We start from the raw sequence: 18,499 nt of genomic DNA on the forward strand, positions 1-18,499 counted from the left end.
AAATAGGTGCTGGGCATGCTTCAGATGAAGAATGCTCATGATCGAAGGCGGGGATTATCGGGGATTTTACGCGGCGCTGGCCAATGCCAAGGTGGCCTGGGCGTATTTTTGTCGTGGAATCAGCAACTTTGCCGGTGCCTGGGCCAATTGTTCGGCCAGGGCCAACGCAGCGCTTTCCGCCACGCCGTAGCAACCGGTGCGTTCAAACGCGATGTCCGAGTGGTGGCTCAGTTGTGCTTGATAGGTCGCCAATTGTTCGCTGCTGAAGTACATCAGCGGCAATGCCAGCTGTTCGGCCAGTTCGATCAGACCAGGCTCTTCGCGCTTCAGGTCGATGCTGGCCAGGGCCTTGATCTCACGAAGCTCGATTTGATGGGCCTGTAGCGCCTGATCGAGCAGCGCCCGCAGCGTGCTGACGGGGCAGCCGCGCTGGCAGCCCAGGCCGACCACCAGGGTCGGCACTGTGCCGTTTTCAGTCATGCGCTGTAATGGCCATCGCTTTTGCGGCGGAACAACCAGGCGCTGATCAGGCCCAGGGCCAGCCAGAACGCCACGTTGGTCAACTGCGAAGCGATTTTGAATTGCGCTTCCAGGGCTTCCGGCGCCAGCATCGAATGGACTTCCGGTTGTGGTGCGCCAATCACATGCGGCACGGCCAGGATCGCCACGCCGAGAGCTTTCATCAGCCAGTGACGGCTGAACACGATCAACGCGATGCCGACGGCCGTGGACGCGGCAGTGCCGATCCACCAGATTTGCCGTTGCGCCAGATCAGCCGCGGCAGTGCCCGGCAGCTCAGGCGGCAGGCCGAGAGTCGGAGCCAGTACGAACGTCGCATAACCGGCCAGGCCCCAGAGCAGGCCCTGAGAGGTTTTGGTCGGTGCGCGCAGGGTGTAAAGACCGGCGAGCATCAGGGCGAAACCGACGGCTACCACCAGGTTGCCGCCGGTAGTAGACAGCACGCGCTGCCAGCCGTCTTCCGGTTCCCAGGCTTCGGCATCGTGGGTATGAGCGACTGCGCCCGCGGCGTGCTCGTGGATTTCAACAGCAGTCGGCTCGGATTTTTCGTAGGTCTCGGCCTGCAAAATCAGCGGGGAGACCCAGAAGCTTTGCAGCAGGGTCAATAGCAGGGCGGCCAGCAGCCCGGTGAAACCTGCGGTTTGCGCAATACGCTTGATCATCTCAGCAGGTCTCAATGGCACGGAAAGGCAGAGCTGTGACGGGTATCGTGCGCGGCGTTGTGCACCGCTTCGATGTGCGAGAAACCGGCGAAATACACAAGGCTGGCGCCAAGGATCGACGCACACACGGCGGCGGTCAGGCGTTGAGTCAGGGTCGTGGTGGTGCTGGCGATGCTCTTGTCGGTGTTGCTGGCGGTGCTGCTGATGATCGTCATGGCGCTTCCCTCTGGTCTGTCAGCGGGTGAATAGAGCGCATGAAAATCTCCGCACGCCAAGGGCTCGCAGAGATTTCGAACAGCGCCCGCCCACCGCGGGTTTGTTATTCAGTGAACGTAAAAGTCACTTTGTGTTGCGGGCCGGTCTCCGGGCTCGCGAGGGGCTGGGCTTGCGCCTGGACCTGCAAGCATCACCTTCCCATGCCATATGACCGGCACAGTGGATCTGACGCTTCACTCGCTTACCGTTGCGGGGGCAGCACCGGACTGACATGGCTTTAGAGTAAAGCACATGATTCACCGGTTTCCCGTTTCACCCTGTGAAGGGCACCCGTAACAAGGCGTGTAGGAGAGCATGGGCGAGGGCGGGGAGTCAATTGGCAGGGGTTCTCACTTGGATACCAAAATGATTGGCTCTTTGTAAGTGCGGGTGGCGTGCGCAGTGATTGACCCGCCCCCACACGATGCGTAGCCTTGCGCTTTCGAGGTTCTTCGGCGTCTGTCGAAGCTAAGAAGGGAACGCGGTCGATGCCGCGGCTGCCCCCGCAACTGTGAACGGTGATGTTCGCTGCCACGCCACTGCAAACCCTGTGCAACGGGTTCGCGGGAAGGCGCAGCGAATGCCGGGCCAACGCCCGGCGCACCGTCAGCCAGGAGACCTGCCTCGACACAGATTCTCACTTTCAACCGGGCGGGGTGATCCGGTGGCGAACTCTTCAGGCACGCGCGCCCGCGTTGCCGGTTGTCGTCCCGTATGCCCGCCACCTTGCCAAAGGGCATCCGATGAAAACACTGGCCAAACTCCCCGTCACCATCGTTACCGGCTTCCTCGGTTCGGGCAAAACCACCTTGCTGCGGCACATGCTCGACAACGCCCAGGGCCGTCGCATCGCGGTGATCGTCAACGAGTTCGGCGAGCTGGGCATCGACGGCGAGATCCTCAAGCAGTGCTCAATCGGCTGCACCGAAGAAGAGGCCAGCGGCCGCGTCTACGAGTTGGCCAACGGCTGCCTGTGCTGCACCGTTCAGGAAGAATTCTTCCCGGTGATGCGCGAGTTGGTTGCTCGCCGCGGCGACCTCGACCACATCCTCATCGAAACCTCGGGCCTGGCCCTGCCAAAGCCTTTGGTTCAAGCCTTCCAGTGGCCGGAAATCCGCAGCGCCTGCACCGTTGACGCGGTGATCACCGTGGTCGACAGCCCGGCCGTCGCTGCCGGCACTTTCGCTGCATTCCCGGATCAAGTGGACGCCCAGCGCAAACTCGACCCGAACCTGGACCACGAATCGCCGCTGCACGAACTGTTCGCCGACCAACTGGCCAGCGCCGACCTGGTGATTCTCAACAAGGCCGACCTGATCAGCGCCGCAGACCTGGCCCGCGTGCGCCTGGAAGTCGCCGAAGAGCTGCCACCGGCGGTGAAAGTCATCGAAGCCAGCAGCGGTCGCTTGCCACTGGACGTGCTGATCGGCCTCGGTGCCGGTTCCGAAGAACACATCGACAGCCGTCACAGCCATCACGATCATCACCATGAAGGTGAAGACGACCACGATCACGACCATGACGCGTTCGACTCCATCTCGATCGAGCTGCCACAAGCCGACGAAAGCCTGCTGATGGACGCGCTGACGCAACTGGTGGTGCAGCACGGTATTCTGCGGGTCAAGGGTTTCGCGGCGGTGCCGAACAAGCCGATGCGCCTGCTGATTCAGGGCGTGGGCACGCGTTTCGACAAGCACTTTGACCGTCAGTGGGGCGCCGGCGAAGCGCGCACCACCCGTCTGGTGTTGATCGGTCAGGCGCTGGACGCCGTTCAACTCGAAGCGCAATTGCGCGCTGCGCTCAGCGTTTAACCCATGCACCTGCTCAGGACCCAGCCCGGCGGTTTCGTGTCGGATGACAACATTGCCGACCTTGGACAAACCCCCGCCGAGCTGGTGATCCTGTGCAGCGGCGATTCCAGTCTGGCGTTGCTCGCCGAGGCGGCGCAGCAGCTGCCCGACGATTACCCGAGCCTGCGCCTGGCCAACCCGATGCAGGTGCAGAATCACGCCTCGGTCGATCTTTATGTCGACGAAGTGCTGCGCCACGCCAAGGTGATTCTGATCTCGCTGCACGGCGGCATCGCCTATTGGCGTTACGGCATCGAGCGTCTGGTGGAATTGTCCCAGCGCGGTGTGCAGTTGATTCTGGTGCCGGGTGACGATCGCCCGGACCCGGAACTCAGCGATCTGAGCACCGTGGCCCCCGAAGACCGCGACCGGCTCTGGCACTTCCTGCGTCAGGGCGGCATGGCCAATGCGCTCGACCTGTTTCGCTGCCTTGCCAGTCGTTGGCTGGGTCGTGATTATCCATGGTCCGAGCCGCAAACCCTGCCACGCACCGCGATCTACCACCCGCAAAAAAGCCCCGCGCACCTTCAGGATTGGCAAGCCGATTGGCAGGCCGATCAGCCGGTGGCGGCGGTGCTGTTTTACCGCTCGCACTTGCAGGCGGCGAACACCGGTTTCATCGATATTTTCTGCCAGCGTTTGCAGGCGGCAGGGCTCAACCCGTTGCCGATTGCGCTGGCCAGTCTGAAAGAGCCAGGCTGCCTGGCGGTGGTCGAGGACTGGCTGGATGAAGTCGAGGCGGGGGTGATTCTGAACACCACCGGTTTCGCCCAGTCCAGCCCTGAGGCACCGCATCTGCGGCCGTTTCGTCGCAACATCCCGGTGATTCAGGCGATCTGCGCCCAGGACAACGAGCCCGGTTGGCGTGCCAGCGAGCAAGGCCTCGGTCCCCGTGACTTGGCGATGCACATCGCGCTGCCGGAGCTGGACGGGCGAATCATCAGTCGGCCGATCAGCTTCAAGGATCTGGCGTGGCGCAGCGAGCGCAGTCAGTCCGATGTGGTTTGCTATCGACCACAACCGGAACGCATGGATTTTGTCGCTGAACTGGCGCGGCGCTGGATCGATCTGGCGCGGCTGCCCAACAGCGAAAAACGCATCGCCCTGATCCTCGCCAACTACCCGACTCGCGATGGACGCATCGGTAATGGCGTCGGTCTCGACACCCCGGCCGCGGCGCTGAACATCCTGCGTGCCCTGTACGCCGAAGGTTATCCGTTGCCGGCCGAGTTGCCGGACAGCGGCACCGCGCTGATCCAGCAACTGCTTGGTGGTGTCAGCAATGATCTGGACACTATCGATCAACGTCCGTGCCAGCAAAGCCTGGCGCTGGATGATTACTTTTTGATGTTCAACGCACTGCCCGAAGCCAATCGCGAGGCGGTGCTGCAACGTTGGGGCACGCCCGAAAGCGATCCGATGTTCCGTGGCGGGCGAATGATGATTGCCGGGTTGCGCTTCGGCCTGACTTTCGTCGGCATTCAACCGGCCCGGGGGTATCAGGTTGACCCGAGCGCGGTCTATCACGACCCGGACCTGGTGCCGCCCCACGGTTATCTGGCGTTCTACTTCTGGTTGCGCAACACCTACGGCGCCCACGGCGTGATCCATGTCGGCAAGCACGGTAACCTCGAATGGCTGCCGGGCAAGGGCGTCGGGTTATCTGAAAACTGCTGGCCCGACGCGCTGCTCGGACCGCTGCCGAACATCTATCCGTTCATCGTCAACGACCCGGGCGAGGGTGCCCAGGCCAAGCGCCGTACGCAAGCGGTGATCATCGATCACCTGATGCCACCGCTGACCCGCGCCGAAACCTACGGCCCGCTGCGCAACCTTGAGTTGTTGGCTGACGAATATTACGAAGCGCAGTTGCTCGATCCGCGCCGCGCCCGGGAACTGCAACGCGACATTCTGCAACTGGTGCGCGACACGCACATTGATCGCGAACTGCAACTGGACGAGAAGCTCGACAGCGATGCCGACGCGGCGATCTGGTTGCCGCGCCTGGACACTTACCTGTGTGACTTGAAGGAATCGCAGATCCGCGATGGCCTGCACGTGTTTGGCGAGTCGCCGACCGGGCGATTGCGCATCGACACTTTATTGGCCTTGCTGCGCATTCCTCGCGGTGACGGTCGTGGCGCGCAATCGAGCGTGCTGCGGGCGCTGGCCAAGGCGTTCGAATTGGGCTTCGATCCACTGGATTGCGTGTTGGCCGAGCCCTGGAACGGTCCTCGGCCGGATGCCTTGCAGGCGGTCAGTGATGAGCTGTGGCGCACGGCGGGGGACACCCGTGAGCGTCTGGAACTGTTCGCCGCGCAACTAATCTCGCAGACGTTGAATGCCGAGCCTGGCCCGTGTGGGAGCGAGCCTTTGTGGCGAGGGAGCTTGCTCCCGTTGGACTGCGTAGCAGTCCCATTTTTTGGGGCCGCTTCGCGACCCAACGGGGGCAAGCCCCCTCGCCACAAGGCCCCTCATCACCTAGACCCGCTCCCACAGGAGGCAGATTGTTCCGAAGTGAGCGCGATCATCGACAGTTTGCGCGAGGTCGTCGCCCCGCGCCTGGACGCCTGCGGCCCGGCGGAAATGCGCGGCCTGCTGGACGCCCTCAGCGGGCGATTCGTCCCGGCCGGGCCGAGTGGTGCGCCCAGCCGTGGACGGCTGGACGTGTTGCCCACCGGGCGCAATTTCTATTCGGTGGACGTGCGCAACCTGCCGACCACCACGGCGTGGCGCATCGGTTTTCAATCCGCGAACCTGATTCTTGAGCGGCACTTGCAGGATCACGGCGATCACTTGCGTCAGCTCGGCCTGTCGGTCTGGGGCACCGCGACCATGCGCACCGGCGGCGATGACATTGCCCAGGCCATGGCCTTGATGGGTGTGCGGCCGGTGTGGGCGACGGGCAGTCAGAGGGTCGACGACTTCGAGATTCTGCCGTTGAGCCTGCTGGACCGGCCGCGGGTGGACGTGACCTTGCGCGTCTCCGGATTCTTCCGCGATGCCTTTGCCAACCTGATCCGGCTGTTCGACGCCGCCGTGCAAGCGGTCGCCGCGCTGGATGAGCCGGACGATCTCAACCCGTTGGCAGCCAAGGTTCGTGCCGAGCGCGAAGCGCTGCTGACGTCCGGTCTGGATGAAGAAGCGGCCAGGCGACAGGCCGGCTGGCGGATCTTCGGGGCCAAACCGGGTGCTTACGGTGCCGGCGTGCAAGGTGCCATCGACGGTCGTTTGTGGCAGAGCCGCGAAGACCTGGCCGAGGTTTACCTGAACTGGGGCGGCTACGCTTACGGCGGCTCCGATGAAGGCACCGCCGCACGCGAGCAGTTCGCCCAGCGTCTGAGCCAGGTGCAGGCCGTGCTGCAAAATCAGGACAACCGCGAGCACGACTTGCTCGATTCCAACGACTATTACCAGTTCCAGGGCGGCATGCTGGCGGCCGTCGAAAGCCTCAGCGGTGCAGCGGCGGCGAGTTATCACGGCGACCACAGTCAGCCGGACTTGCCGAAGATCCGTACATTGAAGGAAGAGCTGAACCGGGTGATCCGTTCCCGGGCGGCCAATCCGAAATGGATCGACGGGATCAAGCGTCATGGCTATAAAGGCGCGTTCGAACTGGCGGCGACGGTCGATAACCTGTTTGCGTTCGACGCCACCACGCAGTTGATCGACGATCACCAGTATGCGTTGCTGGCGGACGCCTATTTGCTTGATCCGGCGACCCGGGAGTTTGTTCGCGAACACAATCCCCACGCCTTGCGCGACATGACCGAGCGCCTGCTCGAAGCGCAGCAACGGGGGATGTGGCAGGAGCCGGGTGAATACCGCGAGGCGCTGGAGAATTTGTTGCTGGACATAGAAGAAGACAGTTAGCCGGTGAGCAAAGGAAATTTGTGGCGAGGGAGCTTGCTCCCGTTGGGCTGCGCAGCAGCCCCAAAACAAAAAACCAGGCTCTGTCAGGCACACCGCATTTTCAGGTTTTACGACTGCTACGCAGCCGAGCGGGAGCAAGCTCCCTCGCCACAGAGTAATCACCGACCATGACCGAGATTTGAACATGACCGACACCCCCCATTTCCCGCTCTCCGCCGTGGTCGGCGCCGATGACTTGAAGCTCGCCCTGTACCTGACCGCCATCGATCCGAAAATCGGAGGCGTGCTGATCGAAGGCCCGCGCGGCATGGCCAAGTCGACCCTGGCCCGAGGCCTGGCGGACCTGCTGGCCAGCGGTCAATTCGTTACCTTGCCCCTGGGCGCCACCGAAGAACGGCTGGTCGGCACCCTCGATCTCGACGCGGCCTTGAGCGAAGGGCGCGCACAGTTTTCTCCGGGTGTATTGGCCAAGGCCGACGGCGGTGTGCTCTACGTCGATGAAGTGAACTTGCTGCCCGACCATCTCGTGGACCTGCTGCTCGATGTGGCCGCCAGCGGCACCAACCTGATCGAGCGCGACGGGATTTCCCATCGGCATTCGGCGAAGTTTGTGCTGATCGGCACCATGAACCCGGAAGAGGGCGAACTGCGCCCGCAACTGCTCGACCGCTTTGGCCTGAACGTTGCCCTCAGTGGCCATACCGCACCCGCCGAGCGCGGCCAGATCATCCGTCGTCGACTGGATTTCGACAGCGATCCGCAAGGCTTCTGCGCCGAGTGGGAAAGTCAGCAACACGCCCTGCGCGAGCGTTGCCAGAAGGCGCGTGCGGCCCTGGCGAGTATCCCGCTCGACGATGCCGCACTGGCGCAGATCACCGAGCGCTGCTTTTCTGCCGGCGTCGATGGCTTGCGGGCCGATCTGGTCTGGCTGCGCGCGGCGCGGGCACATGCGGCCTGGCGCGGTGCGAACGCCATTGCCGAAGAGGATATCGACGCGGTCGCCGAATTTGCCTTGCGTCATCGTCGTCGGGAGCATTCGACCTCTGCGCCGCAACACTCCCAAGCGCCACAGCAATCCCCTGCGCAAACCACCAACCCGAACGAAGGTCAGGGCCAGTGGGGCGAAATGCCCGCCCAGGCGCTGCCGGTCGGTGCTCGACGTGAAGTGCCGAGCTGGCCAAAAAAGCCCTAGGCATTCGCCCTCGATCAGACGCGGGGGCGAATGCCAGACCCCGCGCAGGCCGGCTGGATCACGGTAAACAGGGCAAGCGTCACGCCGCCCGTAGCGGATCGGTCAACTGGCCCGGCACCTTGCTCAATGGCCGACCGCGTCAACGCGATGACCTATTGTTCCATCTGCGGACCCGCACCCCGCATGAACTGTGGCTGGTGATCGTCGATGCCTCGGCTTCGACCCGGCGCCATCAGGCGTTGAGCGATGCCAAGGGCTTGCTGGCGCAACTGTTCGACGATGCCTATCGCCAGCGCGCACGCCTGGCTTTGCTGACCGCCAGCGGTCACTTGCCGAAGTGGCAGGTGCAGGGGTTGAAAGCTTCTGCGGGCTTACGCGATTGGCTCGAGGGATTGGGCGCCGGCGGCGGGACGCCGATGCTGGCGGCGCTGGGCGAGGCGGGGCACTGGCTGGTGGCACGGCAAAAGCGTTTTCAGGCCGAACAGCAGCGGCTGTTGCTAGTGACGGATGGACGGTTGAAGGAATGGTCGACATTGCCGGAGCTGGATTGTCCGGGGTTGCTGATCGACATCGAGCGCGGGCCGATTCGGCTCGGGCGGGCAAAGGTGTTGGCAGCTCAGTTACAGGTTGATTATCGGCATATCGATGAGCTGATTTAAGGTTGAATTTTGTGCTGACAGTGCTGGCCCCATCGCATCGCTGCCCTATGCTCTGTAAGCAAACCCATCACAGGAGTGACCCATGCGCGTTCTAGCCCGCAACGATCAGGACGATTTCCGCGTCAAAGCCTACGCTGGCACCAACGGTGTGCTGCTGGCCATCGACCTGGCCGAACCCCGCCGCAAAGGCCTGTTGGGGTTTGCCATCGAAAAACAGCAAGGTGACAAACCCTGGTTGTTTCTGTTCAACAGCCTGACCTTCCCCGGCAAGGATCATACGTTCCCTCAGTTTCACGCCACCCCCAGCGATGCCGCGCCTTTGCAGAAATTTCGCTGGGCCGATTACGCGGTCAATCCGGGTGTGACGATCCATTATCGGGTTCACCTGGCTTATGGCACTGCCGATGCGCCACAGTTGGGTGAAAGCCTGGAAGTGACGGTCACCACGGACGATGGCCTGCCCAAGGGGCAGAACGTGATATTCAACCGGGCAGTGGCTGCCAGTCAGGCGTTCCAGCGCAAATTCGCCGACCTCGATGCGCTACTCAGCGTCAACAAGACACTGCCCATCGAAGAGTGGCCCGATGCGCCGCGCCAATGGCTGGAAAATGGTCTGCTCGCACGCTTGCTCGGGTTTATCGAGCGTGCCGTGGATGGCCAGTGGGCGCTGGACATCGCGATCTATGAATACCAGTTGCAGGCGATCGTCGATGCGGTGAACGCCGCCTTCGAGCGTGGCGTAAAGGTTCGGGTCCTGTACCACGCCCAACCTGGCGAAGACACCACGGCGCTGAACGAAGCCAGCCTGGAAAAAATCCCGGCGGCGAACAAACGCGGGCGAGTCACCCACAATATCTTTCACGACAAGTTCATGGTCCTGAGCCGGCTCGATGCGGCGGGGCAGCATCAGCCCGAAGCGGTACTCTGCGGCAGTACCAACTTCACTGCCAACGGCGTCTACCGTCAGGCCAACGTCGTGCATGTGCTGGACGACGCTCGGATCGGCGCCACTTACCTGCAAACCTTCGAGCAGGTCTGGGCCACACCGACGGACGTCGGCGCCACGCGGGACTGGCTCACGGAACACAATCCGATGCAGCCTGACCAGCCGCTGTTCGCCGGTTTTTCACCGCGCTCGGGCGAGGGCGACTTGAGTGAGTTCATCAAGATCATCAACGCCGCCAAAAAAGACCTGCTGTTTGTCACCGCATTCACCTTGCCGGACAAAATACTCAACGCGCTGCTCGGCCAACCCCACGACGACATCTTGCGTTACGGCCTGCAAAACACGGTCAGCAACATCACCGGTTTCCATGCCGACCGCACCGCCGAATTCGCCGCCACCGCGCTGCTCAACACCGGCCTGGAGGGCTGGCTCAAGGAAAACATGAAAGGCCAGAAGGGCAACCTGCTGGTGCACACCAAAGCCATCGTCGTCGATTTCACCAGCGATTCACCGACCATCATCAGCGGCAGCCACAACCTCAGTGACGCGGCCAGCAACGGCAATGACGAAAACTACCTGATCATCCGTGGCGACACCGACCTGGCCGATCGTTACGGGCTGGAACTGCTGCGCTTCTACGAACATTACCGGTTCCGCTACTTCGCAAAGAAACTGCAACTCAAGCAGGTCCGGCCGTTGGCGGCGGATGACAGCTGGACCGATGACTATTACCGCGAGGGCGACCTGCGGATGTTGTCGCGGCTGCGTTTTTCCGGACGATAAACACACCGGCGGGCACTTTTTGTAGCAGCTGCCGAGCAGCGCAAGGCTGCTGCTACAGGTCAGTTATTTGCCCATTGCATTACTCATCAAACGTGCATTCAACCGCTCCCGTGCCCGAGGCGCGGTGCATAAAGTGCTGAGGGTTTTCTGTAACCACGGCAAGTCGCGACGAGGTTTGCGGGCAACTCTTTTGGGCCTGAGCTTGCCGATGTGCTTTTTGAAATGTTCTTCCAGGGTTTCCGGGGTCCCTATGCCCTTGAGCTTCGTCAGCAGCTTCCCCTCCTTGTAAAAGAGCACAGTGGGTGTGCCTTTGACTTCCGGATGCCGAGGGGACTTGCTTGTATCCAGCACATAGATGCACGCGTGATCTTTGTACTTCTCGGCAATTTCACGGAAAACCGGCTCGGCCCATTTGCAGGCGGGACAGTGGTCGTTGCCGAAATACAGAATCACCGGGCGCCAGGTGTTGAGCGCTTTGCGGTAGGCCGGATCCAATGACTGGGTGGACATCGAACTCATTGAAATCTCCTTTTCAAAGACTGTCGAAGGCCAGTTGACGTTAAAGGAGGCAAGGGGGTGGGTCTACTATCAAAAATTACAGGTGCGCTCTGCTTCTTTTTGACCTGCAATGCACCGCAATGTGACTCAACCACACACAGCCTGTAGCCAACGGTAGCGTTCAGCCAGCTGTCTTTTCGTAACACTTTCTTCGCGCCTGTGCGCATCCATTTGATTCAAAACACTTTTCAAATCCTCCGAGATTCCGGCCACATCCTGTGGCACACTTTCTGCTGTCTATTCCGTTGTTACATACTAAGTTCCGGTATAGCGGAATAAACACAGCCCTGGAGTGCTTGCCATGCATCGTCGACTTTCCTTGTTTAAAGCGTGTGTTTTCGTACTCGCGGCTTCGGCCGCTGCCGTGGGTGTCGCTCAAGCGGCAGACAGCAAGCTCGACAGCGTGCTGGCCCGTGGGAAATTGATCGTGGGCACGGGCAGTACCAACGCGCCGTGGCACTTCCAGGGAGCCGACGGCAAGTTGCAGGGTTTTGATATCGATATCGCGCGGATGGTGGCCAAGGGGTTGTTCAACGACCCGAGCAAGGTCGAGTTCGTGGTGCAGTCGTCCGATGCGCGGATTCCGAACCTGCTGACCGACAAGGTCGATATGAGTTGCCAGTTCATCACCGTGACCGCCAGCCGGGCCCAACAGGTCGCGTTCACGCTGCCGTACTACCGTGAAGGTGTTGGCCTGTTGCTGCCGGCCAACAGCAAGTACAAGGAAATCGAAGACCTCAGGGCCGCCGCCGACGGCGTGACCGTGGCGGTGCTGCAGAACGTGTACGCCGAAGAACTGGTGCATCAGGCGCTGCCCAAGGCCAAGGTCGATCAGTACGACAGCGTGGATCTGATGTATCAGGCGGTGAACTCCGGCCGTGCCGACGCGGCGGCCACCGATCAGTCGTCGGTGAAATACCTGATGGTGCAGAACCCTGGCCGTTATCGCAGCCCGACCTACGCCTGGAGCCCGCAGACCTACGCCTGTGCGGTCAAACGCGGCGATCAGGATTGGCTGAACTTCGTCAACACCGTGCTGCATGAAGGCATGACCGGCGTTGAATTCCCGACTTACGCGGCTTCCTTCAAACAATGGTTCGGTGTCGACCTGCCTACACCTGCAATTGGTTTCCCAGTCGAATTCAAATGATCCCGTGAGAGCGGGGCGGTGATACATCGCCCCGCTCAAGGTACTGCTGACCATGAACTATCAGTTGAATTTTGCCGCCGTGTGGCGCGACTTCGACACCTTGCTGGCGGGGCTCGGTCTGGGTCTTGAGCTGGCGCTGGTGTCGATCGCCATCGGCTGCGTGATCGGCCTGCTGATGGCGTTTGCTTTGCTGTCGAAGCACCGCGCATTGCGGGGGCTGGCGTCGGTGTATGTGACGGTGATCCGTAATACGCCGATTCTGGTGTTGATTCTGTTGATCTACTTCGCGTTGCCGAGCCTGGGCATTCGTCTGGACAAGATCCCCTCGTTCATCATCACCCTGTCGCTGTATGCCGGGGCGTACCTGACCGAAGTGTTTCGCGGCGGGCTGTTGAGCATTCCCAAGGGGCTACGTGAAGCCGGGTTGGCGATCGGCTTGGGCGAGTGGCAGGTCAAGGCGTACGTCACCGTGCCGGTGATGCTGCGCAATGTGCTGCCGGCGCTGTCGAACAACTTCATTTCGCTGTTCAAGGACACCTCGCTGGCGGCGGCGATTGCCGTGCCGGAGCTGACCTATTACGCGCGCAAGATCAATGTCGAGAGCTACCGGGTGATCGAAACCTGGCTGGTGACCACAGCGCTCTATGTTGCGGCCTGTTACCTCATTGCCATGATGCTGCGTTACCTCGAGCAGCGTCTGGCGATTCGCCGATAGGAGGCCCCATGTACGAATCCCCCAGCTGGTTGCATGAGTTATGGGTGGCCCGGGATGTCCTGTGGCAGGGCTTTCTGACCAGTGTGCAGTGCTCGGGCCTGGCGATTTTGCTGGGTACGCTGGTCGGCATCGTCGCCGGCCTGGTACTCACCTACGGCACGTTTTGGATGCGCGCGCCGTTCCGGTTCTACGTCGACATCATTCGCGGCACGCCGGTGTTTGTATTGGTACTGGCCTGCTTCTACATGGCGCCGGCACTGGGCTGGCAGATCAGCGCCTTCGGGGCTGGCACTTTGGGCCTGACGCTGTTTTGCGGTTCCCATGTCGCCGAGATCGTGCGCGGTGCGTTGCAAGCGCTGCCCAGCGGTCAGATGGAAGCGAGCAAGGCCATCGGCCTGACGTTTTACCAGGCGCTGGGTTATGTGTTGTTGCCCCAGGCGTTGCGGCAGATCTTGCCGACCTGGGTCAACTCGTCCACCGAGATCGTCAAGGCGTCGACCTTGTTGTCGGTGATCGGCGTCGCCGAGCTGCTGCTCAGTACTCAACAGATCATCGCCCGGACCTTCATGACCCTGGAGTTTTACCTGTTCGCCGGATTGCTGTTTTTCGTCATCAACTACGCCATCGAATTACTCGGCCGGCACATTGAAAAGCGGGTGGCCTTGCCATGACACAAGCTCAAGTTTCGACCCAGAACCAAGCGCTGCTGGACATCCGCGGCCTGCACAAACAATACGGCCCGCTCGAAGTGCTCAAGGGCGTCGACCTGACCATGCAGCGCGGCAATGTGGTCACGCTGATCGGCTCCAGCGGCTCGGGCAAGACCACGCTGCTGCGCTGCGTGAACATGCTCGAAGAGTTCCAGGGCGGGCAGATTCTGCTCGACGGTGAATCCATCGGCTATGACGAGGTCAACGGCAAGCGCGTGCGCCATCCGGAAAAAGTCATCGCCCGCCATCGCGCCATGACCGGCATGGCCTTCCAGCAATTCAATCTGTTCCCGCACCTCACCGCGTTGCAGAACGTCACCCTCGGGTTGCTCAAGGTGAAAAAACTGCACAAGGATGAAGCCGTGGCGCTGGCGGAGAAATGGCTGGAGCGGGTCGGCCTGCTGGAGCGCCGCGATCATTACCCCGGTCAGTTGTCCGGTGGTCAGCAACAGCGCGTGGCGATTGCCCGGGCGATTGCGATGAACCCGAGTTTGATGCTGTTCGATGAAGTCACCTCGGCCCTCGATCCGGAACTGGTGGGCGAAGTGCTGAACGTGATCAAGGGCCTGGCCGAGGATGGCATGACCATGCTGCTGGTGACCCACGAAATGCGCTTTGCCTTCGAGGTCTCGGACAAGATCGTGTTCATGAATCAGGGGCGGATCGAAGAGCAGGGGCCGCCCAAGGAACTGTTCGAGCGCCCGCAGTCGCCGCGACTGGCGGAATTTCTCAAGAGCACCCGCTTTTAAGCCTTCACTTTTTAATCAGGAGAAACACCCATGAGCATTACTCGTTACGGCACCGGCAGCACCGCCGGTGGCGGCCAGCCCCGTCCTTTTGCCCGCGCCGTCGAAGCCGATGGCTGGCTGCACGTGTCCGGCCAAGTGCCGGCGGTGGATGGTGAAATCATCGTGGGCGGGATTGTCGAGCAGACTCACCAGACCATGAAAAACCTGATCGCGATTCTGGAAGAGGCCGGTTACGGGCTCGAAGACGTGGTGCGCACGGGCGTGTGGCTGGAAGACCCGCGGGACTTCTGGAGTTTCAACAAGGTGTTTTCCGAGTACTTCAAAAGCGAACACGCCCCAGCCCGGGCCTGCGTGCAGGCGAACATGATGGTCGATTGCAAGGTCGAGATTGATTGCATCGCGTACAAGAAAAAGGCCTGAACCGCAGTGAATTCTTCGCGGGCAAGCCTCGCTCCTACAAACGGCGAAATCCTGTAGGAGCGAGGCTTGCCCGCGAAGGCGGCCTTCTGGGTAAACTCCCGGCACTTTGAATGGGACCACTGAAATGACCGAAGACACCATAAAGCGCCGGGCTCGCGGTCTGGACCGGGCGTTCGACATCCTCGATTTCCTCAAGGAAATCGGCCAGCCCCTGCGCCCGAACGAAATCGCCAGCGGCATCGGCAGCCCGAAATCCACGGTCTACGAACTGGTTGCGTCCTTATTGGAGCGGCGCATCCTCGAACCCGTGGGCAAGGAAGGTCACGTTTACCTCGGTCGTCAGCTGTACTTCCTCGGACAAGCGCATTTGCGTCATTTCGATCTGTCCCGCGAGGCCGATCACGCCTTGCAGGAAATCGTCAGCCAGACCCGCGAAACCGCGCAGATGTGCCTGCTCAACGGGCGCAAATACACCGTGGCATTGATGAAAGAGGGGGAGCGGCATTTCCGCATTTCCTCGGACATCGGCGAAAACGCGCCGATCCCCTGGACCGCTTCCGGGCGCCTGCTGCTGGCGCACCTGAGCGATCAGCAAATTGTCGATTTGATCGACCCCGACGACTTCATCCTGCCCGACGGCGAACGCCTGCCACTGGAGCAGTTTCTTGAGGAAATCCGCCAGGCCGCCATCGACGGATTCTTTTCCTTCGACAGCGTCGCCGACACCTTTACCCATTGCTTCGCCGCCCCGGTCAAAGACCCGAGCGGCGTGGCCATCGCGACCCTGTGCATCGTCGCCCCACGGGCCGATGCGAAGAACAATTACAACGACTATCGCCGGGTGCTGATCGACAGCGCCAACAGCCTCGCCCGGCGTATCAACGAATAACAGCGGCTGCCTGCGGCCGTGTGTGAGGAGATCGACCATGTCTACTGCCATCAATACCGCCGCCGTGGAAAAGGGCGCCGCCCAGACCGGCGCCAACCTGGTGCGGGACGTCAGTCTGCCGGCGCTGGTGCTGCACCGCGACGCGCTGGAACACAACATTCGCTGGATGCAGGACTTCGTCAGCCACAGCGGCGCGGAACTGGCACCTCACGGTAAAACCAGCATGACCCCGGCGCTGTTTCGTCGCCAACTGGACGCCGGTGCCTGGGGCATCACCCTGGCCAGTGCCACGCAAACCCGCGCGGCATACGCCCATGGCGTGCGCCGGGTGCTGATGGCCAATCAACTGGTTGGCACGCCGAACATGGCGTTGATCGCCGACCTGCTGGCTGACCCGACTTTCGATTTCTATTGCATGGTCGATCACCCGGATAACGTCGCCGACCTCGGCGCGTTTTTCGCCTCGCGGGGCGTGCGCCTGAACGTGATGATCGAGTACGGCGTGGTCGGCGGTCGTTGCGGTTGTCGCACCGAAGCCGAAGTGCTGGCACTGGCCAAGGCTATCAACGCTCAACCGGCGTTGGCGCTGACCGGCATCGAGGGCTACGAAGGGGTGATTCACGGTGATCATGCGGTGAGCGGCATCCGCGAGTTCGCCGCCTCCCTGGTGCGTCTGGCGGTGCAGTTGCAGGACAGTGGCGCGTTCGCGATTGCCAAGCCGATCATCACCGCGTCGGGGTCGGCGTGGTACGACCTGATCGCCGAGTCGTTCGAAGCGCAGAATGCCGGCGGGCGTTTCCTCAGCGTGCTGCGCCCCGGCAGTTACGTGGCCCACGACCATGGCATCTACAAAGAAGCGCAATGTTGCGTGCTCGACCGTCGCAGCGACCTGCACGAAGGTTTGCGCCCGGCGCTGGAAGTCTGGGCGCATGTGCAGTCGTTGCCCGAACCGGGTTTTGCGGTGATCGCCCTGGGCAAGCGCGACGTGGCCTACGACGCCGGTTTGCCGGTGCCGTTGCTGCGTTACAAGGCCGGCGTGGTGCCGGCGACCGGCGATGATGTAAGTGCCTGCAAGGTGACGGCGGTGATGGACCAGCACGCGTTCATGACCGTGGCGCCGGGGGTTGAGTTGCGGGTGGGCGATATCATTTCGTTCGGGACTTCGCACCCGTGTTTGACGTTCGACAAGTGGCGTATCGGGTGTCTGGTGGATGAGCAGCTGAATGTCATCGAAACCATGGAAACCTGTTTCTAAGAGCCCCCACAACATGAACAACATCAGCCCTCTGGGCCCCAACATCCCGCGCATCGCCCTGATCGGCGAGTGCATGATCGAACTGCAGCAGCGCGCCGACGGCTCTCTGCAACAGAGCTTCGGCGGCGATACCCTGAACACCGCGGTCTATCTGGCCCGTGAACTGGGCGATGGCGGCACGGTGGATTACGTCACTGCCCTGGGTGACGACAGTTTCAGCGATGCGATGTGCCAGAGCTGGGCCAGCGAACACATCGGCCTGGGCATGGTCCAGCGTTTGCCCGGTCGCTTGCCCGGTCTGTATTGCATCCAGACCGACGCGGCCGGCGAGCGGCGTTTTCTCTACTGGCGCAATGAAGCGGCCGTGCGCGATTGCTTTACCACCCCGGCGGCCGCGCCGATCCTGGCAGCGCTGCCGGATTACGACGTGCTGTATTTCAGCGGCATTACCCTGGCGGTGCTCGGTGAACAGGGCCGGGAGAAACTGCTGGACACCCTGATCGAAGCCCGACAGCGGGATGCGCGGATCGTGTTCGACAACAATTATCGACCACGCCTATGGGCTTCGGTCGAGGACGCACGAGCGGCTTATCGCGAAGTGTTGCCCTATGTCGACTTGGCGTTGCTGACGGTTGATGACGAGCAGGCGCTGTTCCACTTTTCCGATTGCGCGGCGGTGTTTGCCGCTTATGAGCAGATGGGCACGCCCGAAGTGGTGCTCAAGCGCGGTGCCGAGGCGTGTCTGATTCGCTGTGACGGCGAGTCGTTCGAAGTGCCGGCGCAAGTGGTCGAACGGGTGGTGGACACCACGGCGGCGGGGGATTCGTTCAGCGCGGCGTATCTGGCTTGCCGCCTCAAGGGTGGGAGCCCGGTCGAGGCTGCTGAAGCGGGGCATCGCTTGGCGAGTCGGGTGATTCAAGTGCCGGGGGCACTGATCCCCAAAGATTGAAATGCAATCTTTGGGGGATGCTGTGATTTTTTGTGACGAGGGAGCCTCACCCTGTACATCGAGCCAACCGATCAGTCCCGGTAAAACACCTGCACCAAGTGATACCCGAACTTGCTCTTGATCGGCCCATGCACCACCCGCAGCGGTTTTTTGAAGATCACCGCATCGATTGCCCCGACCATCTGCCCGGGCCGTACTTCGCCAAGATCCCCGCCGCGTTTGCCGGACGGGCAGGTGGAGTATTTCTTGGCCAGCACATCGAAGGCTTCACCCTTGGCGATGCGTTGTTTGAGCTGCTCGGCTTCTTCCGAGGTTTTCACCAGAATATGGCGGGCTTGGGCTTTCATTGGGCGTACCTTGCAACG

General features: G+C 61.7%; 18 protein-coding genes and 2 riboswitches. Of the genes, 13 read left to right on the plus strand and 5 right to left on the minus strand.

What is annotated here, in order from left to right; translation table 11 throughout:
• Positions 1-66: 66 nt before the first annotated feature.
• From LOY28_RS11255 to LOY28_RS11265, 3 genes are read right to left on the minus strand one after another with little or no spacing between them, the layout of a single operon-like run.
• Positions 67-480, minus strand: coding sequence for a cobalamin biosynthesis protein (locus LOY28_RS11255; protein WP_258613843.1), 414 nt, complete (start codon positions 478-480; stop codon positions 67-69).
• The gene (locus tag LOY28_RS11260; protein ID WP_258613844.1) at positions 477-1,181 is read right to left on the minus strand and encodes a CbtA family protein; all 705 of its coding nucleotides are present in this window, start codon (positions 1,179-1,181) and stop codon (positions 477-479) included. Before LOY28_RS11260 ends, LOY28_RS11255 begins: the two co-directional genes overlap by 4 nt.
• 11 nt (positions 1,182-1,192) lie before the next feature.
• A complete protein-coding gene (locus LOY28_RS11265) occupies positions 1,193-1,396 on the minus strand; it encodes a CbtB domain-containing protein (RefSeq protein ID WP_018927647.1) in 204 nt (67 codons plus the stop codon).
• A 121-nt stretch (positions 1,397-1,517) separates the two neighbouring features.
• Positions 1,518-1,746: riboswitch (cobalamin riboswitch) on the minus strand.
• Positions 1,747-1,864: 118 nt separating this feature from the next.
• Positions 1,865-2,078: riboswitch (cobalamin riboswitch) on the plus strand.
• A gap of 101 nt (positions 2,079-2,179) precedes the next feature.
• On the opposite strand from LOY28_RS11265, the gene cobW reads away from it, so the two are divergent.
• The 5 genes from cobW to LOY28_RS11290 all read left to right on the plus strand — a co-directional run bounded on the left by cobW (position 2,180) and on the right by LOY28_RS11290 (position 10,739).
• Complete coding sequence (gene cobW, locus LOY28_RS11270) at positions 2,180-3,247, plus strand: cobalamin biosynthesis protein CobW (RefSeq protein WP_309475740.1); 1,068 nt, start codon at positions 2,180-2,182, stop codon at positions 3,245-3,247.
• A gap of 3 nt (positions 3,248-3,250) precedes the next feature.
• Positions 3,251-7,159, plus strand: a complete 3,909-nt coding sequence (gene cobN, locus LOY28_RS11275; protein ID WP_258613846.1) for a cobaltochelatase subunit CobN — start codon at positions 3,251-3,253, stop codon at positions 7,157-7,159.
• A 184-nt stretch (positions 7,160-7,343) separates the two neighbouring features.
• Positions 7,344-8,351: an ATP-binding protein gene (locus LOY28_RS11280; RefSeq protein ID WP_018927650.1), complete on the plus strand. Its 1,008-nt coding sequence runs from the start codon at positions 7,344-7,346 to the stop codon at positions 8,349-8,351.
• Between the two features lie 119 nt (positions 8,352-8,470).
• Positions 8,471-9,010, plus strand: coding sequence for a VWA domain-containing protein (locus LOY28_RS11285; protein WP_309475741.1), 540 nt, complete (start codon positions 8,471-8,473; stop codon positions 9,008-9,010).
• Positions 9,011-9,092: 82 nt separating this feature from the next.
• Positions 9,093-10,739 (plus strand): phospholipase D-like domain-containing protein, encoded by a 1,647-nt coding sequence (locus LOY28_RS11290; RefSeq protein ID WP_018927652.1) that lies wholly within the window; start codon positions 9,093-9,095, stop codon positions 10,737-10,739.
• A gap of 63 nt (positions 10,740-10,802) precedes the next feature.
• Here the strand turns inward: LOY28_RS11290 and LOY28_RS11295 are convergent, their stop codons facing one another.
• Positions 10,803-11,258, minus strand: a complete 456-nt coding sequence (locus tag LOY28_RS11295) for a co-chaperone YbbN (RefSeq protein WP_018927653.1) — start codon at positions 11,256-11,258, stop codon at positions 10,803-10,805.
• A 340-nt stretch (positions 11,259-11,598) separates the two neighbouring features.
• Between LOY28_RS11295 and LOY28_RS11300 the strand changes: the two genes are divergently transcribed.
• The 8 genes from LOY28_RS11300 to LOY28_RS11335 all read left to right on the plus strand — a co-directional run bounded on the left by LOY28_RS11300 (position 11,599) and on the right by LOY28_RS11335 (position 18,134).
• On the plus strand, positions 11,599-12,447 hold the full coding sequence (locus LOY28_RS11300; protein ID WP_018927654.1) for a transporter substrate-binding domain-containing protein: 849 nt from the start codon (positions 11,599-11,601) through the stop codon (positions 12,445-12,447).
• Between the two features lie 52 nt (positions 12,448-12,499).
• Positions 12,500-13,162, plus strand: a complete 663-nt coding sequence (locus tag LOY28_RS11305; RefSeq protein ID WP_019649174.1) for an amino acid ABC transporter permease — start codon at positions 12,500-12,502, stop codon at positions 13,160-13,162.
• Between the two features lie 8 nt (positions 13,163-13,170).
• Positions 13,171-13,833: an amino acid ABC transporter permease gene (locus LOY28_RS11310; protein WP_018927656.1), complete on the plus strand. Its 663-nt coding sequence runs from the start codon at positions 13,171-13,173 to the stop codon at positions 13,831-13,833.
• Positions 13,830-14,621: an amino acid ABC transporter ATP-binding protein gene (locus LOY28_RS11315; protein ID WP_018927657.1), complete on the plus strand. Its 792-nt coding sequence runs from the start codon at positions 13,830-13,832 to the stop codon at positions 14,619-14,621. The genes LOY28_RS11310 and LOY28_RS11315 overlap by 4 nt, the downstream gene beginning before the upstream one ends.
• A 30-nt stretch (positions 14,622-14,651) precedes the next feature.
• Positions 14,652-15,041 carry a RidA family protein gene (locus LOY28_RS11320; protein WP_018927658.1) on the plus strand — a complete coding sequence of 130 codons (390 nt, stop codon included), beginning with the start codon at positions 14,652-14,654 and terminating at the stop codon, positions 15,039-15,041.
• A gap of 124 nt (positions 15,042-15,165) precedes the next feature.
• A complete protein-coding gene (locus tag LOY28_RS11325; RefSeq protein WP_258613847.1) occupies positions 15,166-15,930 on the plus strand; it encodes an IclR family transcriptional regulator in 765 nt (254 codons plus the stop codon).
• 37 nt (positions 15,931-15,967) lie between these two features.
• Positions 15,968-17,185 (plus strand): amino acid deaminase, encoded by a 1,218-nt coding sequence (locus LOY28_RS11330; protein ID WP_018927660.1) that lies wholly within the window; start codon positions 15,968-15,970, stop codon positions 17,183-17,185.
• 13 nt (positions 17,186-17,198) lie between these two features.
• A complete protein-coding gene (locus tag LOY28_RS11335; protein WP_192351068.1) occupies positions 17,199-18,134 on the plus strand; it encodes a sugar kinase in 936 nt (311 codons plus the stop codon).
• A gap of 71 nt (positions 18,135-18,205) precedes the next feature.
• Here LOY28_RS11335 and LOY28_RS11340 read toward each other — a convergent pair whose 3' ends face one another.
• On the minus strand, positions 18,206-18,481 hold the full coding sequence (locus LOY28_RS11340; RefSeq protein ID WP_007933743.1) for a peptidylprolyl isomerase: 276 nt from the start codon (positions 18,479-18,481) through the stop codon (positions 18,206-18,208).
• Between the last annotated feature and the right edge of the window lie 18 nt (positions 18,482-18,499).

This window comes from Pseudomonas sp. B21-017, from assembly GCF_024749245.1.
GTDB lineage: Bacteria > Pseudomonadota > Gammaproteobacteria > Pseudomonadales > Pseudomonadaceae > Aquipseudomonas.

Excerpts from the sequence above, each read along its gene's own strand:
- LOY28_RS11255 (WP_258613843.1), bottom strand. The coding sequence starts at position 480 with ATGACTGAAAACGGCACAGTGCCGACCCTGGTGGTCGGCCTGGGCTGC.
- LOY28_RS11260 (WP_258613844.1), bottom strand. The coding sequence starts at position 1,181 with ATGATCAAGCGTATTGCGCAAACCGCAGGTTTCACCGGGCTGCTGGCC.
- LOY28_RS11265 (WP_018927647.1), bottom strand. The coding sequence starts at position 1,396 with ATGACGATCATCAGCAGCACCGCCAGCAACACCGACAAGAGCATCGCC.
- cobW (WP_309475740.1), top strand. The coding sequence starts at position 2,180 with ATGAAAACACTGGCCAAACTCCCCGTCACCATCGTTACCGGCTTCCTC.
- cobN (WP_258613846.1), top strand. The coding sequence starts at position 3,251 with ATGCACCTGCTCAGGACCCAGCCCGGCGGTTTCGTGTCGGATGACAAC.
- LOY28_RS11280 (WP_018927650.1), top strand. The coding sequence starts at position 7,344 with ATGACCGACACCCCCCATTTCCCGCTCTCCGCCGTGGTCGGCGCCGAT.
- LOY28_RS11290 (WP_018927652.1), top strand. The coding sequence starts at position 9,093 with ATGCGCGTTCTAGCCCGCAACGATCAGGACGATTTCCGCGTCAAAGCC.
- LOY28_RS11295 (WP_018927653.1), bottom strand. The coding sequence starts at position 11,258 with ATGAGTTCGATGTCCACCCAGTCATTGGATCCGGCCTACCGCAAAGCG.
- LOY28_RS11300 (WP_018927654.1), top strand. The coding sequence starts at position 11,599 with ATGCATCGTCGACTTTCCTTGTTTAAAGCGTGTGTTTTCGTACTCGCG.
- LOY28_RS11305 (WP_019649174.1), top strand. The coding sequence starts at position 12,500 with ATGAACTATCAGTTGAATTTTGCCGCCGTGTGGCGCGACTTCGACACC.
- LOY28_RS11310 (WP_018927656.1), top strand. The coding sequence starts at position 13,171 with ATGTACGAATCCCCCAGCTGGTTGCATGAGTTATGGGTGGCCCGGGAT.
- LOY28_RS11315 (WP_018927657.1), top strand. The coding sequence starts at position 13,830 with ATGACACAAGCTCAAGTTTCGACCCAGAACCAAGCGCTGCTGGACATC.
- LOY28_RS11320 (WP_018927658.1), top strand. The coding sequence starts at position 14,652 with ATGAGCATTACTCGTTACGGCACCGGCAGCACCGCCGGTGGCGGCCAG.
- LOY28_RS11325 (WP_258613847.1), top strand. The coding sequence starts at position 15,166 with ATGACCGAAGACACCATAAAGCGCCGGGCTCGCGGTCTGGACCGGGCG.
- LOY28_RS11330 (WP_018927660.1), top strand. The coding sequence starts at position 15,968 with ATGTCTACTGCCATCAATACCGCCGCCGTGGAAAAGGGCGCCGCCCAG.
- LOY28_RS11335 (WP_192351068.1), top strand. The coding sequence starts at position 17,199 with ATGAACAACATCAGCCCTCTGGGCCCCAACATCCCGCGCATCGCCCTG.
- LOY28_RS11340 (WP_007933743.1), bottom strand. The coding sequence starts at position 18,481 with ATGAAAGCCCAAGCCCGCCATATTCTGGTGAAAACCTCGGAAGAAGCC.